Genomic DNA, 14029 nt, shown 5'->3' on the forward strand with positions numbered 1-14029 from the left:
AGCCGGGCATGGAGACGATCGGCGGGGTGTTCGAGGGCGTGCGGGTGCTCGACCTGAGCGAGTACATCGCGGGGCCGCTGGCGGGCGAGATGCTGGCCGACCTCGGGGCGGACGTCATCAAGGTCGAGCCGCCGCTGGGCGACTTCTGGCGGCACACGGCGCCGGTCGCGCCCGGCGAGAGCCGCGGCTTCATGGGGGTGAACAAGGGGAAGCGGAGCATCTCCATCGACCTGAAGCGGCCGGAGGGGAAGGCGGTCTTCGAGCGGCTGGTGCGGACGGCCGACATCCTGCTCGCGAACTACCGGCCCGGGGTGGCGGAGCGGCTGGGGGTGGACTACGCGACGCTCTCGGCGATCAACCCGCGGCTCATCTACTGCCAGAACACGGCGTTCGGGAGCGCGGGGCCGTACCGGGAGCGGCCGGGCTTCGACCTCGTGTCGCAGGCGATGACCGGCATCATGGCGTTCGAAGGCGCGGGCGGGCTGCCGCACCCGATCATCACGACTTCGCCGACGGACCTCGCCGCCGGGATGTTCCTCGCCTACGGGGCAGCGGCGGCGCTCTACCACCGGGAGAAGACGGGCCGGGGCCAGTTCATCGAGACGAGCCTCTTCGCCGCGGGCATCGCCGTGCAGTACCGGCCGATGTTCAGCATCGAGCGGCTCGACCGGGAGCACCGGGAGCGGCTGCTGGCGGCGATGGCGCGCGCCCGGGCCGAAGGCCGCCGCGTGGAGGAGGCGCTGAAGGAGGTGCCCCCGCGCCACGAGACCGGCCGGCGGAACAACCCGTACTACAAGGTGTACGAGACGAAGGATTCGTACATCGCGCTGGCCTGCCTGAACAACCGGCTGCGCCGGGCGGCGGTGCGGGTGCTCGGGGTGGAGGACCCGCGCGTCGAGGGCGACGAGTTCGACACGGAGGCGCTCTCCCCGGACGAAAACCTCGTGCTGAACGAGCTCATCGCCGCGATCTTCAGCACGCGGACGACGGATGAGTGGGTGGCGGCGTTCGACGCGGCGGGGGTGCCGAGCGGGCCCGTTCGGTACACGGCGGAGCTGTTCGACGATCCGCAGGTGCAGGCGATGGAGCTGCTGCGGGAGTTCGAGCACCCGGTGCTCGGGCCGGTCGTGATGGCGAATTCGCCGCTGCGGATGAGCGGCGGCGAGACGGGCACGCGGCTGCCCTCGCCGGCGCTCGGGCAGCATACGCGGGAGGTGCTCGCCGAGCTCGGCTTCGCGGATGACGAAATCGAGCAGCTCATCGCCGCGCGGGTGGTGCGCGCGTGGACGCCGCCCGGGGCGGGCGCCCGGCCGGATTAGCGGATATCGAGCAGTTCGACTTCGAAGATGAGGTCGGTGTTTGGCGGGATGGGCCCCTGCCCGCGCGCGCCGTAGGCGAGGTTCGACGGGATGTAGAGGAGGCGCTTGCCGCCGACCTTCATCGTGGCGACGCCTTCGTCCCAGCCGCGGATGACCTGCCCGACACCGAGGACGAAGGTGAACGGCTGGCCGCGGTCGATGGAGCTGTCGAACTTGCGGCCGTCGGTGAAGTAGCCGGTGTAGTGGACGGTCACGCGCTGGCCCTGCTGGGGCGACGGGCCATCGCCGGCGACGACGTCTTCGTAGCGGAGGCCGGAGGCGGTGACGGTCGGGTTCTCGAGGGTGATGGGGCCAGCCGCGGCGTTCGCGGCCGGCGTGGGGGTGCGCGCCGGGGCCGGGCTGGCGGCCGCGGTGCCGGTGCCGGCCGGGGAGGGCGTCGAGGCCGGCGCGTCGTCATCGTCGCCGCCGCAGGCAGCGGCGACGGCGAGTGAACCGGCAGCGAGCGCAGCAAGCAGCAGAGGTGCAAATCGGGTCATGGGCCGAGGGTAGCGGCGGCGGCGCTAAGGGATAAGGCGGGCTGCGGCTCGGGCAGACAGAAGGGGTAAAGGAGGGGGATTGCGCGCGCCATCTCGGCGGCGACTGCCTCGGCGAGGGGCCGCGTGAGGCGTTCGAACGGGAACGTGCGGTGGAGGCGGCGCCACGCGGGCGTCCAGTGCTCGAGCTCCCACGCCGGGCCGAGCGCGGCCATCAGCGGGGCAGCGTGGGCGGCGACGAGGGCGGCGCGGGCGTCGTTCGCCTCGGGCGGGCCTTCGAAATGGAGGCCGAGTTCGACGATGGCGCGCGCCGGCTGCGGCTGGAGCTCGACGTGGAACTGGGGTGCGCCCCACGAGAGCTGGAGGATGGTCCACATGACCCTGCGCTGGGGCGGCGGGATGCCGGCCGGGAGCGCGCGGAGGGCGAGCTCCTCGGCGAGGAAGAGGAACTCGCGCGCCTTCAGTTCTTCGCGGGGCATGGCCGCAGTGTACCGTTCACCGGGGCGCTGGCCGCGGCTTGCTATAGTCGAACGCATGGCAGCGATGCGGCGGACGAAAATCGTGGCGACGCTCGGGCCGGCCTCGCTGGAGCCGGCGACGCTCCGTGCGATGATCCGGGCGGGGATGGACGTGGCGCGGCTGAACACCAGCCACGGGACGCTCGAAAGCCACCGGGAGGCGGTGCGGCTCGTGCGCGAGGCAGCGAAGGCGGAAGGGAAGCCCGTCGCCGTACTGCTCGACCTCGCGGGGACGAAGATCCGGACCGGCGACAACGCGTACGACCGGGCGCTAGACCTGCGGCCCGGCGCGACGGTCCGGCTCACGCCGGAGGCCGTCCCCGGGACGGAAGAGCGGCTGCACATCGCCTACGACCGGCTGCTGGAGGACGTGGCGCCCGGCGAGCGGGTGCTGCTCGACGATGGGAAGGTCGAACTGCGGGTGCTGCGGCGGGAGGGGAGCGACCTGGTCTGCGAGGTCGTCGTGGGCGGGCTGCTCGCCCCGCGGCGGGGCGTCCACTTCCCCGAGACGGCGCTCACCGCGCCGGCGCTGACGGACCGGGACCGGGAGGCGCTGGCGATGGCCGTGGCCGAGTGCGTCGACTACGCGGCGCTGAGCTTCGTGCGGGACGCCGCAGACATCGCGGCGGCGCGGGCGGCCGTGGCGGCGCTGGGGGGCGACATCCCGATCGTGGCGAAGATCGAGCGGAAGCAGGCGGTGGAGCACCTCGACGCGATCGCGGGAGAGGCGGACGGGCTGATGGTGGCGCGGGGCGACCTCGGGGTCGAGCTGCCGCCGGAAGAGGTGCCGGTCTGGCAGCGGCGGATCATCGCGGCGGCGGCGCGGGAGATGGTGCCGGTCATCACGGCGACGCAGATGCTGGAATCGATGGTGAGTTCGCCGCGGCCGACGCGCGCCGAGGCCTCGGACGTGGCGAACGCGGCGTGGGAGTTTTCGGACGCGGTGATGCTGAGCGGGGAGACGGCGATCGGGCAGTACCCGGTCGAGGCGGTGGCGATGATGGACCGGATCCTCCGGCGGGCGGAGGCGGTGCAGGGGCCGGCGCCGGAGGCACGGGGAACCGATGAGCAGGACGACCACTCGTACGTCATCGCGCTGGCGGCGCGGCGCATCGTGGAGTCGGACCCGAACATGCGGGGCATCGCCTGCTTCACGCGGAGCGGCTATTCGGCGCTGCTGATGAGCAAGGTGCACCCCGAGGCCCCGATTTTCGGGGTAACGCATACGGAGGCGGTGTACCGGCGGCTGGCGCTGGCGCGGGGGGTGGTGCCGGTGCTCAGCGCGGCGGTGCTCACGACGGATGAGCTGCTCCGGGAGCTGGACCGGGCGCTGGTGGACGGCGGATTCGTCGAGGCCGGCGATGAGGTGGTCGTGGTGGCGAGCCTGCCGGTCCGGGCGCAGGGCACGACGAACTTCCTGAAGCTGCACCGGGTGGGCGACGCGGCGACCTACCAGTGGTAGCGGGGCCGCGGGGGGTTCAGGCAGCGAGGGAATCCGGCCGCGGCGGTTCGCGGCGGCGGAGGGGGCGCGTCTCTTCGAGGTCGCGGAGGACGTCGGTCGCGTAGAGCGCTTCGAGGTCGTACTGGAGGACGCGGGCGGTGACCGGCACGTCGAGGACGTTGTGGCCGTCGGAGACGGAGATGGTGCCGGGGACGCGCTTCAGGTAGATGAACGATTGCTCGAGGGTGCATTCGACGAGCATGACGCAGAACTTCGCGCCGCCGAGGTGGGCGAGGAAGTCGGAGGAGCGGGTGAGCCGCTTGAGGACGTCGGCGAGGGCGTTGAGGGCGCGGTTGGCGAAATCGTCGCCGCGGCGCTCGCGGATTTCGGCGATGTTTTCGATGGAGAGCTGGATGAGGACGAAGGGCGCCTGGAGGGCGCGGGCGCGCGGCATCTCGCGGCGGAGTTCGGCGAGGACGTAGTTGCGGTTGGGGAGGTTGTGGAATTCGGAGAGGTAGGCCGCGCCCTGGAGGCGGGCGGCGACGCGGTGCCAGTGGCGCTTCTGGACGACGCGCATGAAGAGGGCGTGGGCGATGAAGAGGCCGAAGAGGGTGGCGAGGCCGATCGTGACGATGAGGTTCGCCGTCGTGGGCCGGTGGAGGTACTGGCCGACCTGGACGGCGAGGACGATGCCCCAGCCGGCGAGCGCGGCCATGCGGAGCAGGTGGCGCTGGGGGGCCTCGGGTTCCTCGTCGGGGTTGGCCGGCATGGTAGGCGCCGAATTCATACGCGGTCCTCACAGGAGAATTCGACCGGCCGGGGGCGGTTCATCAGGCTGCGGGGGTTTCCTCGGCGGCGGGTTCGGCCTCCTCGCCGTGGTGGGGCTGATACCAGCGCGGCGCGCGGGAGGTGACGTGGGTGAGGAAGGCGCGGGCCTTCTCTTCGAGGGTCGCGATGCCGCCGTGGACCTTCCCGATGGCGAGGTCGCAGGCGGGCGGCACGGCGGCGGCGGGGCGCCGCTCGGGGTCGCGGGTGTAGTCGAAGCCGGCGGCGAGGCCTTCGCGGTTTGCGATGAGGTTCGCCGAGGCGACGATGTCGGCCATCGATTCGATGGCGGCGACGGGCTGGTGGTGGGCCTGGATGGCGGAGACGAGCGGCTCGGGGAACTTCCAGCGGGCGGCGAGGCGGGCGCCGACGAGTTCGTGGCCGAAGCCGAAGACGGCAAACTCCGCGTCGCGGTAGCGCATGTGCTCGGTTTCGACGAGGTCGATGACCTCGGCGAACGCGGCCGGGTCGGCGAGGATCATGGCGAGCTTGCCGATATCGTGGAGGACGCCGGCGGTGAAGGCGTCTTCCGGGCGGGCGACGCGCGTTTCGCGGGCGATGACCTCGGCGATGATGCCGACGGTGACGGAGTGGGCCCAGAAGAGGTCCTGGTCGAAGCGGGTGTCCTCGAGCTGGGGGATGCGGAGGGCATCGATGATGGCGGTGGAGATGGCAACGGAGCGCACGGTCCGCATGCCGAGGAGGATGACGGCTTCGCGGACGTTGGAGATGCGGCGGGCGTAGCCGTAGTAGGCGGAGTTGGAGAGCTTGAGGAGGCGGGCCGTGAGCGCCTGGTCCGAGCTGATGACGGTGGCGAGGTCCATGGCCGCGGAGCGCTCGTCCTCGGCGAGCTGGATGGCCTTGGTGGCGACGGCCTTGAGCGGGGCGAGGTCGGTGGTGGCCTGCACAATGGTGCGCAGGCGGTTGCGGAAGTACGGGGAATCCGCGGTGGGGTCGGCGGTCATGCGGCGTTCCTCTGCTGGCAGGAGTCGGCGACGACGCGGTTCCGCCCGCCGCGCTTGGCCTCGTAGAGGCGCTCATCGGCGAGACGGACGGCTTCTTCGAGGTTTTCGGCACAATCCGGGATGGCGGATACCCCCGCGCTGACCGTGACGGTGACGGTGATGGTGTCGTCGATGGCGACGGGGCGGAGCTGGACGGCTTCGCGGATGCGCTCGGCGAAGCGGGCGGCCTCGTCGAGCCCGGCGCCGGGGAGGAAGGCGACGAACTCTTCGCCGCCGAAGCGGGCGATGACGTCGCCGTGGCGGGCCTGCTGGCGGAGGATGGTGCCGAACGCTTCGAGGACGGTATCGCCGGCGAGGTGGCCGTAGGAGTCGTTGATGGCCTTGAAGCGGTCGAGGTCGAAGATGGCGACGCCGAGGCGGGCTTCGCCGACGGGGAAGGCCAGGAGGACGTTCTCGGCGGCTTCGTAGGCGGCGGCGCGGTTGAGGAGGCGGGTGAGGGGGTCGTGCCGCGCGAGGTGGTCGAGCCGGGCGACGAGCGTGCTGAGCTGGGCGTTGTTGCGGCGGAGGGCGTCTTCGATTTCGCGGACGGCGGAGTGGTCGCGGATGTAGTAGACGGTGCCGAGCCGTTCACCGAAGCGGTTCGCGACGCGGGCCGCGGAGACGGCGGCGACGAGGTTCGGGCCGTCCTTGCGGCGGGCGGCGAGCTCGAAGGTGCGGACGTAGCCGTCGCGCGCGAGGGTCTCCTGGAGTTCGCGCCAGGCGTCGCGGTCGGGGAAGAGGAGACCGGCGCGGCGGCCGAGGACTTCGATCGGCGCGAACCCGAAGAGCGCTTCCGAGGCGCCGGTGTAGAGCGCGATGCGCTCCTCGGGGGAGGTGACGACGACGGCATCGGGGCAGGCGACGAGCATGAGCTGGAGCAGGTCCGGGTCGGCGAGGACCGCGAGGAAGTCGGCACGGCGGGCGAGCGCGGCGTTCGAACGTCCCATCAGTGGAGGTATCGGCAGGGGTGCGCGGTTCGTTCAGGCGCGCATGATCGGGAGCGCGGGCGGCGGTATCCTGCGCCGCATGGATTTTCGCGACTCCCCGGAGGAGGCGGCCTTCCGCGCCGAGGTGCGCGCCTGGATTGCGGCGAACCTGCCGGATGCGCTGAAAGGCGACGCGGGCGAAGGTGAATGGGGCCAGCTTTCGAGCGGCCACGAGCGGGACAAGGAGGCGCTGGCGGAGTGGCGGCGCCGGCTGCAGTCGCGCGGCTGGGTCGCCCCGGCCTGGCCGAAGAAGTACGGCGGCGCCGAGCTGCCGGTGATGCAGCAGTTCATCCTGAAGGAGGAGATGGCCCGCGCCCGGGCGCCGCGCTTCGGCGGCGTGGGCATCGGCTGGGTGGCGCCGACCCTGATGCAGTACGGCGAGGAGTGGATGAAGGAGCGGTTCATCGAGCCGATCCTCTCGGGGAAGGAGCGGTGGTGCCAGGGCTTCAGCGAGCCGGGCGCGGGCTCCGACCTCGCCAGCGTGCAAACCCGGGCGGTCCGGGACGGTGACGATTATGTCGTGAATGGCCAGAAGATCTGGACGAGCGGGGCGCACATCGCCGACTGGATGATCCTGCTGGCGCGGACGGACCCTGCGGCCCCGAAGCACAAGGGGCTCTCGTACTTCCTGGTCGACATGAAGAGCCCGGGGATTTCGCTCTCGCCAATCATCAACATGGTGGGGAACAGCGGCTTCAACCAGGTGTTCTTCGAAAACGTGCGGGTACCGGCGCGGAACATGGTGGGGGAGGAGAACCGGGGCTGGTACGTGGCGGCGACGACGCTGGACTTCGAGCGGAGCCTGGTGGACCTGTGCGTGGAGTACCGGGCAATCCTGGAGGAGGCGATCGCCTGTGCGAAGGCGGAAGGGCTGGCGAACCTGCCGTGGGCGCGGCACCGGCTGGCAGACCTGGCCATCGAAATCGAAGTGGCGCGGAACCTGAGCCTGCGGGTCGTTTCGATGCAGGCGCGCGGCGTGCAGCCGAACTATGAGGCGAGCATCGTGAAGCTGTACGCGAGCGAGGTGGAGCAGCGGATGGCGGCAGCCCTGTACCGGATGGCGGGGCTGCGGGCCCAGGTGACGTCGCGCGGGGCGTCGCGGTGGGAGCTGCTGATGGGCCGTATCGGGCGGTTTCAGCTGCACTCCGTGGCGGCGACCATCGGCGGCGGCACGAGCGAAGTGCAGCGGAACATCATCGCCACGCGCGGGCTGGGCCTGCCGCGGGCCTAGGGCCGGGCGGCGCGGAAGGGGGTGGGCGCATGTGCCGGAGCATCAAGACGCTGCGCGGGCAGGTGCCGCCGGCGACGGCGGAGGAGGTGCGGGCGGCCGCGCTGCAGTACGTGCGGAAGGTGAGCGGCTACCGCCAGCCGTCACGGCGGAATGCGGCGGCGTTCGAGCGGGCGGTCGCGGAGGTGGCGGCGGCGACGGAGCGGCTCCTCGCGGCGGTCGCAGACCGGGCAGACGGGGAGCCGCAGCCGGGGTAGGCTTGGACGTACGAAGTTCAGCTGCGGGGCGGGCGCAGGGCGCGGCGCCCCGGCGAAGGGTGTGCAGACATGACCGAGGCGCAGGGCGAGCCCGGCGGCGGGCCGGGCATCCGGGAGTTTTTGCGGCAGGTGACGCTGGAGCCGGCGGACTACGACCGGTTCCGCGGCCAGCCGGGGCAGGAGGAGGGGCGGCTGTTCGGCGGGCTGGTGCTCGCGCAGGCGATCGTGGCGGCCGGGCGGACGGCGTCGTTCGGGGCCATCCATTCGCTCCACGCATATTTCCTGCGGGCCGGCAAGCCGCAGGACCCCATCGACTACACTGTGGAGCGCATCCGCGAGGGGCGAAACTTCCTCACGCGGCGGGTGACGGCGGTGCAGGCCGGGCACACGATTTTCGAGGCCTCGGTGAGCTTCGCCGCGCCGGAAGAGGGCATTTCGCACCAGGCGCCGATGCCGCCGGCGCCGGACCCCGAAAGCTGCCCGCCCTGGTGGACGACCATCGCGCTGCCGCGGATGGCGAACCTGCCGCCGGAAATGGCGGAGCGGATGCGGAGCCGGCTGGGCCGGCCGATCGACCTGCGCTCGGCGGCGGAGCCGACGCGGGCGGACGACGGGACAGGGCGGCTGCCGGCCCGCGCGGTGTGGGGGCGGATGGTCGAGCCGCTGCCGGAGGACCCGGTGCTGCATGCGGCGGCGCTGGCGTACTTCAGCGACAGCGGGCTGGTGGCGACGGTGGCGCACCACTACGGGCTCTGGGCGCCGGGCGGCGGCTCGGCGAGCCTCGACCACGCGATGTGGTTCCACCGGCCGCCGCGGTTCGATGACTGGGTGCTGTACGTGAGCGAGAGCCCGGCGGCGCACGCGGCCCGCGCAATCATGCTCGCCGGCATGTACGACCGCTCGGGTACGCGCATCGCGACGGTGGCGCAGGAGGGGCTGTTCCGGGCGCCGCAGCCGCGCGGGGGCGCGGCGCCGGAGGGCTAATCGTTCTTGCGCTGTTCGAGCGCTTCGAGCCGCGCGGCCAGCGAGCGCAGGAGTTCGAGCTGGGCGTCGTTCACCTCGTAGAGGTGCGACCACGCGCGGTGGTCGGCTTCGTCTTTGATGCGGTCGCGCTCGGCGGCGCGGTTCGATGCGGTGAGCATGGTCGGCACGAAGAGGGACTGCATGATGCCGCCGAGGATGAAGAAGAGGAAGCTGTAGGGGTAGGGGTCGAAGCCGCGGTTGTGGAGGAAGCCGGTCTGCCAGAGGGCCCAGCCGGCGATCAGCAGCCAGAGGAAGTGGAAGAAGGCCATGGTGCCGGCGACGGCGACGACGTGGTCGGCGAGCCAGCCGTTGGCGCGGCGGGCGGCTGCCTCCTCGCGCCGGGCGGCGGCAAGGACCTGCTGGGGGTGGATGGGCAGCCCGGGCCGGGCGTGGCGCTCCACGAGGTTCGCGATGCGGTCGACGCCGACCTTTTCGTACATGGCGGTTCTCCTCCGGGAGGGTGTGCGATGACGGTACGCCGGCGCGCGATTCGAGCAACGCGGCTTGACGCGGGTATTGCGCGGGCGTATGCAATGGACACGACGCGCTGGGGCGCGGGTGCGCCCCGGGGAGGGAGCAGCGTGAAGTTCCACTGGTTCCACCTGATGCCGTACCCGTACCTGCCGGACGACTTCAAGGAGCGCTACCGGAGCGTCTGGGTGGATGTGCCGTATTCGCTCTTCGACCCGGTGAAGGGGCACCGCGTGTACAACGAATACCTCGATGAGCTGGAGTACGCGGAGCGGTGCGGCTTCGACGGGATCTGCTGCAATGAGCACCATTCGAACGCCTACGGGCTGATGCCGAGCCCGAACCTCATCGCTGCGGCGCTGGCGCGGCGGACGTCGCGGGCGGGGCTCGTGGTGCTGGGGAATTCGATCGCGCTCTACAACCCGCCGCTGCGGGTGGCGGAAGAGTTCGCGATGCTCGACTGCATCTCGGGCGGCCGGCTGGTGGCGGGCTTCCCCGTGGGGACGAGCATGGATACGAACTTCGCCTACGGGATGACGCCGGCGACGCTGCGGGAGCGGTACTACGAGAACCACGACTTCATCCTCGAGGCGTGGACGAACAAGGAGACGTTCCACTTCAACGGGAAGTACAACCAGGTGCGGTACGTGAACCCGTGGCCGCGGCCGCTGCAGCAGCCGCACCCGCCGATCTGGATCCCGGGCGGCGGCTCGCTCGAGACGTGGGACTGGACGACCGAGAAGGATTACGTCTACTGCTACCTCTCCTACTTCGGCTACCTGCGCGGCAAAGGGGTGATGGACCAGTACTGGGCGCGGGTGGATGAGCTGGGGGCGGAGTTCAACCCCTACCGGGCCGGGTTCCTGCAGCTCGTCTGCGTGGCGGAGAGCGACGCGGAAGCGGAGCGGCTGTACAGCGAGCACGTGGACTACTTCTACAACCGCTGCCTGCACGTCTACGGCGGCTTCGCCGATGCGCCGGGCTACCGCACGCTGCGGACCGTGAAGGCGGGCATCACGGCGCAGGTGGGCGCGCAGGCGAGCGCGCAGCGGTCGGGGCTCCGGTGGGCGGACTTCGTGAAGCAGGGCTACGTGGTGGCCGGGAGCCCGGAGAGCGTCGCGCAGCAGATGGAGGAGGTCATCAAGGGGCTGAGGGTGGGCCACCTGATGTGCCTGATGCAGATCGGGAACATGCCGCGGGAGAAGGTGATGTACAACACCAAGCTCTTCGCGGAGAAGGTGATGCCGAAGCTCCGGCATCTCTGGAGCGAGTACGAGGACCGCTGGTGGATCAAGCCGCTGCCGGAGGAGCAGCGGGCGAAGCCGGCGGAGTGGCCGGAGCCGGTGCGCGTGTAGCCGGCGGAACCGAACAGAACGATGCAGGGCCGCCCGGGTGGGCGGCCCTGCCTGTCGTCGCTGGGCCGACGGCGCGGCTTCGGGCTGCGCTGCCGGCTAATCGTCGTCCATGCCGCCGCCGAAGTCGCGGCGCGGGGGCGGCGGGGCGCCTTCGGGGCCGGGGGAGCGGCGCACCCAGCCGCGGGTGGCGCCGCCGACGGGGCCGGGGCTGGCGGGCGCGGGCCGCGCGGGCTGGGGCTGGCTGGAGCGCTGGGGTCCGCCGGCGCCGGGCCGGCCGCCGCGGTCGCGGTCGCCGCGGTCGGAGGGGCGGCCGGGGCCGCCGCCGGAGCCGCCGCGGGGGCCGCGGTCGCGGGCGCCGTCGCGGGCCGCCGCGGCCGCCTGCTCGGGCGATTCGCCGAGGAGGACGGCGCGGCGGGAGAGGTTGATGCGGCCGAGGTTGTCGATCTCGGAGACCATGACGGTCACTTCGTCGCCGACTTTGACTTCGTCTTCGACGTTGCGGACGTGGTCGGCGCCGAGCTGGGAGATGTGGACGAGGCCTTCCTTGCCGGGGAGGATTTCGACGAAGGCGCCGAAGTTGAGCAGGCGGGTGACTTTGCCGGTGTAGATTTCGCCGACCTGGACCTCTTTGGTGAGGCCTTCGATCATGCGGATGGCCTTGCGGGCGACCTCCTCGTTGGGAGAGCCGACGATGACGGTGCCGTCTTCCTGGATGTCGATGGCGGCGCCGCCGGCTTCGTCCTGGATGCGGCGGACGGTCTTGCCGCCGGGGCCGATGAGCGTGCCGATCATGTCCTGTGGAATCTTGAGCTTGTACATCTTCGGCGCGTGCGGCGAGAGTTCGGGCCGCGGCTCGGGAATGACCTCGAGCATGCGCTGGAGGATGTACTCGCGGGCTTCGCGCGCCTGCTGGAGGGCGGTGGCGAGGAGTTCGCGGGAGACGCCGCCGATCTTGATGTCCATCTGGAGGGCGGTGATGCCCTTCGCCGTGCCGGCGACCTTGAAGTCCATGTCGCCCATGAAGTCTTCCTGGCCGGCGATGTCGGTGAGGACGCGGTAGTCGCCGTTGTCGCCCATGATGAGGCCCATGGCGATGCCGGCGACGGGGGCGGAGATCGGCACGCCGGCATCCATGAGGGCGAGGGTGCTGCCGCAGACGGACGCCATGGAGGTGGAGCCGTTGGAGGACATCACCTCGCTGACGAGGCGGAGCGCGTAGGGGAACTCCTCCTCGGAGGGGATGACCGGTTCGAGCGCGCTCGGCGAGGGCGCCGTGGCCGATTTCGCGGCGGCCGGCCCCGCGCAGGGGCCGGACTTCGCCGACGGAGTACGGCGGGAAGTTGTAGTGGTGCATGTACCGCTTGTACTCGTCGGGCGAGAGGGTATCGAGCTTCTGCACCATGCTGAGGCCGCCGAGCGTGGCGATGGTGAGCACCTGCGTCTGGCCGCGCTGGAAGAGCCCGGAGCCGTGGGTGCGCGGGAGGACGCCGACGTGGATATCGAGGGGGCGGATGTCCTTGATGCCGCGGCCGTCGGCGCGGATGCCCTGCTCGAGGATCTGCTTCCGCATCGCCTTCTTGATGATGTTCCAGAGGGCATCAGCGATGTCGGCGGAGGAGAAGCGGTCGCCGAACTGCTCCTGCAGCTCCTGGCGGACGGCTTTGTTCGCGTCGGAGCGCTCGGAGGCGGCGGTGGCGACGAGTTCGGGGATGCGGTCCTTCAGGTACTCGCTGATGACGGCGATGGCGTCTTCGTTCTCTTTCGCCGGGGTGTAGGGCTTCTTGACGGGCGCGACGTCCGCGGCGATCTGCTCCTGGAGGGCGATGATCTTCCGGTTCGCCTCCATGGCGACTTCGATGGCCTCGAGGACGACCTCTTCGGACACCTGCTTGGCGCCGGCTTCGACCATGACGACGGCGTCCTTCGTGCCGGCGACGACGATGTCGAGGTCGCCGCGCTCGGTCTCATCGAAGGTGGGGTTCACGATGTACTCGCCGTCGAGCCGGGTGACGCGGACGGAGGAGACGGGGCCGTTGAAGGGGATATCGCTGATGCCGAGGGCAGCGGAGGCGCCGATGGTGATGAGGGTATCGGGCTGGTGCTCGCGGTCGGCAGAGAGGGTGGTGGCGATGACCTGGACTTCGTTGCGGAAGCCCTTGGGGAAGAGCGGGCGGAGGGGACGGTCGGTGAGCCGCATGGCGAGGATGGCCTCGGTGGAGGCGCGGCCTTCGCGGCGGGGGAAGCCGCCGGGGATCTTGCCGACGGCGTAGAGGCGCTCTTCGTAGTCGACCGTCAGGGGAAAAAGTCGACGCCTTCGCGGGCGTCGGCCATGCAGACGGTGACGAGGACGACGGTATCGCCGAGACGGACGGTGACGGCGCCGTTGGCCTGCTGGGCGAGGATGCCGTGCTGGATGGTGAGGGTTTTGCCGCCGATTTCGATTTCGTAGGTGCGCGGGTCGTTCATGGTGGTCACGTCGTGTGCTTCATCTCAGCTGCTGGAGTGGCCGTGGGAGTGGGCCACGGTGCCCGTTGCGCGGCGGTGCCGCGATGGCGGGACGCAGGTGAGGAAGGCGGCAGCGGGGCGGTTGCGGACCCCGCGGGAAGCGAAAAGCCTCCGCTATTTGCGGAGGCCGAGGCGGGCGATCAGTTCGCGGTAGCGGTTGACGTCGCGGCTGTTCAGGTAACGGAGCTGGCGGCGACGCTGCCCGACGAGCTTGAGGAGCCCGCGACGGGTGTGGTAGTCGTGCTTGTGGGCCTTGAGGTGCTCGGTCAGGTACTTGATCCGCTCGGTCAGGATGGCGACCTGCACTTCCGGGGACCCGGTATCGGACGGGTGGGTGCCGAACTCCTTGATGAGGTCGGTCTTGCGCTCTTTCGTCAGCAACCTTGTTCTCTGTCTTCCTTTTCCTGTCGTCTCTACGCCTTCACGCTAGCATATGGGCATGGTTAGCGGCAATCCGGGGAACGGCGAAGGCGTGCTCGTGCTGCTCTCCGGCGTGCCGGGGAGCGGCAAGACGACGCTGGCGGGCCGGCTCTGCGAGCGCCTGGGCGCCGTCCACGTGGAGAG

The 14029-nt window shown here is 70.9% G+C and carries 13 protein-coding genes and 2 pseudogenes; 7 read left to right on the forward strand and 8 right to left on the reverse strand.

Features of this window, described 5'->3' with window-relative positions:
- Nucleotides 1-8: 8 nt before the first annotated feature.
- Complete coding sequence (locus O0235_RS04390; protein WP_270057321.1) at nucleotides 9-1319, forward strand: CaiB/BaiF CoA transferase family protein; 1311 nt, start codon at nucleotides 9-11, stop codon at nucleotides 1317-1319.
- Here the strand turns inward: O0235_RS04390 and O0235_RS04395 are convergent.
- Together O0235_RS04395 and O0235_RS04400 are read right to left on the reverse strand one after the other, a co-directional pair.
- Complete coding sequence (locus O0235_RS04395) at nucleotides 1316-1855, reverse strand: FKBP-type peptidyl-prolyl cis-trans isomerase (RefSeq protein WP_270057322.1); 540 nt, start codon at nucleotides 1853-1855, stop codon at nucleotides 1316-1318. The genes O0235_RS04390 and O0235_RS04395 overlap by 4 nt on opposite strands.
- The gene (locus O0235_RS04400) at nucleotides 1852-2331 is read right to left on the reverse strand and encodes a hypothetical protein (protein ID WP_270057323.1); all 480 of its coding nucleotides are present in this window, start codon (nucleotides 2329-2331) and stop codon (nucleotides 1852-1854) included. Before O0235_RS04400 ends, O0235_RS04395 begins: the two co-directional genes overlap by 4 nt.
- A 55-nt stretch (nucleotides 2332-2386) precedes the next feature.
- On the opposite strand from O0235_RS04400, the gene pyk reads away from it, so the two are divergent.
- Nucleotides 2387-3832, forward strand: a complete 1446-nt coding sequence (pyk, locus tag O0235_RS04405; protein WP_270057324.1) for a pyruvate kinase — start codon at nucleotides 2387-2389, stop codon at nucleotides 3830-3832.
- A gap of 16 nt (nucleotides 3833-3848) precedes the next feature.
- Here pyk and O0235_RS04410 read toward each other — a convergent pair whose 3' ends face one another.
- From O0235_RS04410 to O0235_RS04420, 3 genes are all read right to left on the reverse strand, one after another.
- Complete coding sequence (locus O0235_RS04410) at nucleotides 3849-4580, reverse strand: diguanylate cyclase domain-containing protein (protein ID WP_270057325.1); 732 nt, start codon at nucleotides 4578-4580, stop codon at nucleotides 3849-3851.
- Between the two features lie 61 nt (nucleotides 4581-4641).
- Complete coding sequence (locus tag O0235_RS04415; protein ID WP_270057326.1) at nucleotides 4642-5601, reverse strand: HDOD domain-containing protein; 960 nt, start codon at nucleotides 5599-5601, stop codon at nucleotides 4642-4644.
- Nucleotides 5598-6587 carry a sensor domain-containing diguanylate cyclase gene (locus O0235_RS04420; protein ID WP_270057327.1) on the reverse strand — a complete coding sequence of 330 codons (990 nt, stop codon included), beginning with the start codon at nucleotides 6585-6587 and terminating at the stop codon, nucleotides 5598-5600. Before O0235_RS04420 ends, O0235_RS04415 begins: the two co-directional genes overlap by 4 nt.
- A gap of 79 nt (nucleotides 6588-6666) precedes the next feature.
- On the opposite strand from O0235_RS04420, the gene O0235_RS04425 reads away from it, so the two are divergent.
- The 3 genes from O0235_RS04425 to O0235_RS04435 all read left to right on the forward strand — a co-directional run bounded on the left by O0235_RS04425 (nucleotide 6667) and on the right by O0235_RS04435 (nucleotide 9095).
- On the forward strand, nucleotides 6667-7857 hold the full coding sequence (locus O0235_RS04425; protein WP_270057328.1) for an acyl-CoA dehydrogenase family protein: 1191 nt from the start codon (nucleotides 6667-6669) through the stop codon (nucleotides 7855-7857).
- A 29-nt stretch (nucleotides 7858-7886) separates the two neighbouring features.
- Nucleotides 7887-8111, forward strand: coding sequence for a DUF2277 domain-containing protein (locus O0235_RS04430; protein WP_270057329.1), 225 nt, complete (start codon nucleotides 7887-7889; stop codon nucleotides 8109-8111).
- A gap of 69 nt (nucleotides 8112-8180) precedes the next feature.
- On the forward strand, nucleotides 8181-9095 hold the full coding sequence (locus tag O0235_RS04435) for an acyl-CoA thioesterase (protein ID WP_270057330.1): 915 nt from the start codon (nucleotides 8181-8183) through the stop codon (nucleotides 9093-9095).
- Here O0235_RS04435 and O0235_RS04440 read toward each other — a convergent pair.
- Nucleotides 9092-9574, reverse strand: a complete 483-nt coding sequence (locus O0235_RS04440; RefSeq protein WP_270057331.1) for a DUF1003 domain-containing protein — start codon at nucleotides 9572-9574, stop codon at nucleotides 9092-9094. The two genes, O0235_RS04435 and O0235_RS04440, sit on opposite strands and share 4 nt — an antisense overlap.
- 141 nt (nucleotides 9575-9715) lie before the next feature.
- Here O0235_RS04440 and O0235_RS04445 point away from each other — a divergent pair, with 141 nt between their 5' ends.
- The gene (locus O0235_RS04445) at nucleotides 9716-10960 is read left to right on the forward strand and encodes an LLM class flavin-dependent oxidoreductase (RefSeq protein WP_270057332.1); all 1245 of its coding nucleotides are present in this window, start codon (nucleotides 9716-9718) and stop codon (nucleotides 10958-10960) included.
- Nucleotides 10961-11234: 274 nt separating this feature from the next.
- Here O0235_RS04445 and O0235_RS15650 read toward each other — a convergent pair.
- Together O0235_RS15650 and rpsO are read right to left on the reverse strand one after the other, a co-directional pair.
- Nucleotides 11235-13426: pseudogene (locus O0235_RS15650) on the reverse strand (polyribonucleotide nucleotidyltransferase); the annotation flags it as partial.
- 153 nt (nucleotides 13427-13579) lie between these two features.
- A complete protein-coding gene (rpsO, locus tag O0235_RS04460) occupies nucleotides 13580-13846 on the reverse strand; it encodes a 30S ribosomal protein S15 (protein ID WP_270057333.1) in 267 nt (88 codons plus the stop codon).
- Nucleotides 13847-13904: 58 nt separating this feature from the next.
- Here rpsO and O0235_RS15655 point away from each other — a divergent pair.
- A pseudogene (locus tag O0235_RS15655) lies at nucleotides 13905-14021 on the forward strand (P-loop nucleotide/nucleoside kinase family protein); the annotation flags it as partial.
- Nucleotides 14022-14029 lie beyond the last annotated feature (8 nt).

This window comes from Tepidiforma flava (assembly GCF_027594505.1).
GTDB lineage: Bacteria > Chloroflexota > Dehalococcoidia > Tepidiformales > Tepidiformaceae > Tepidiforma > Tepidiforma flava.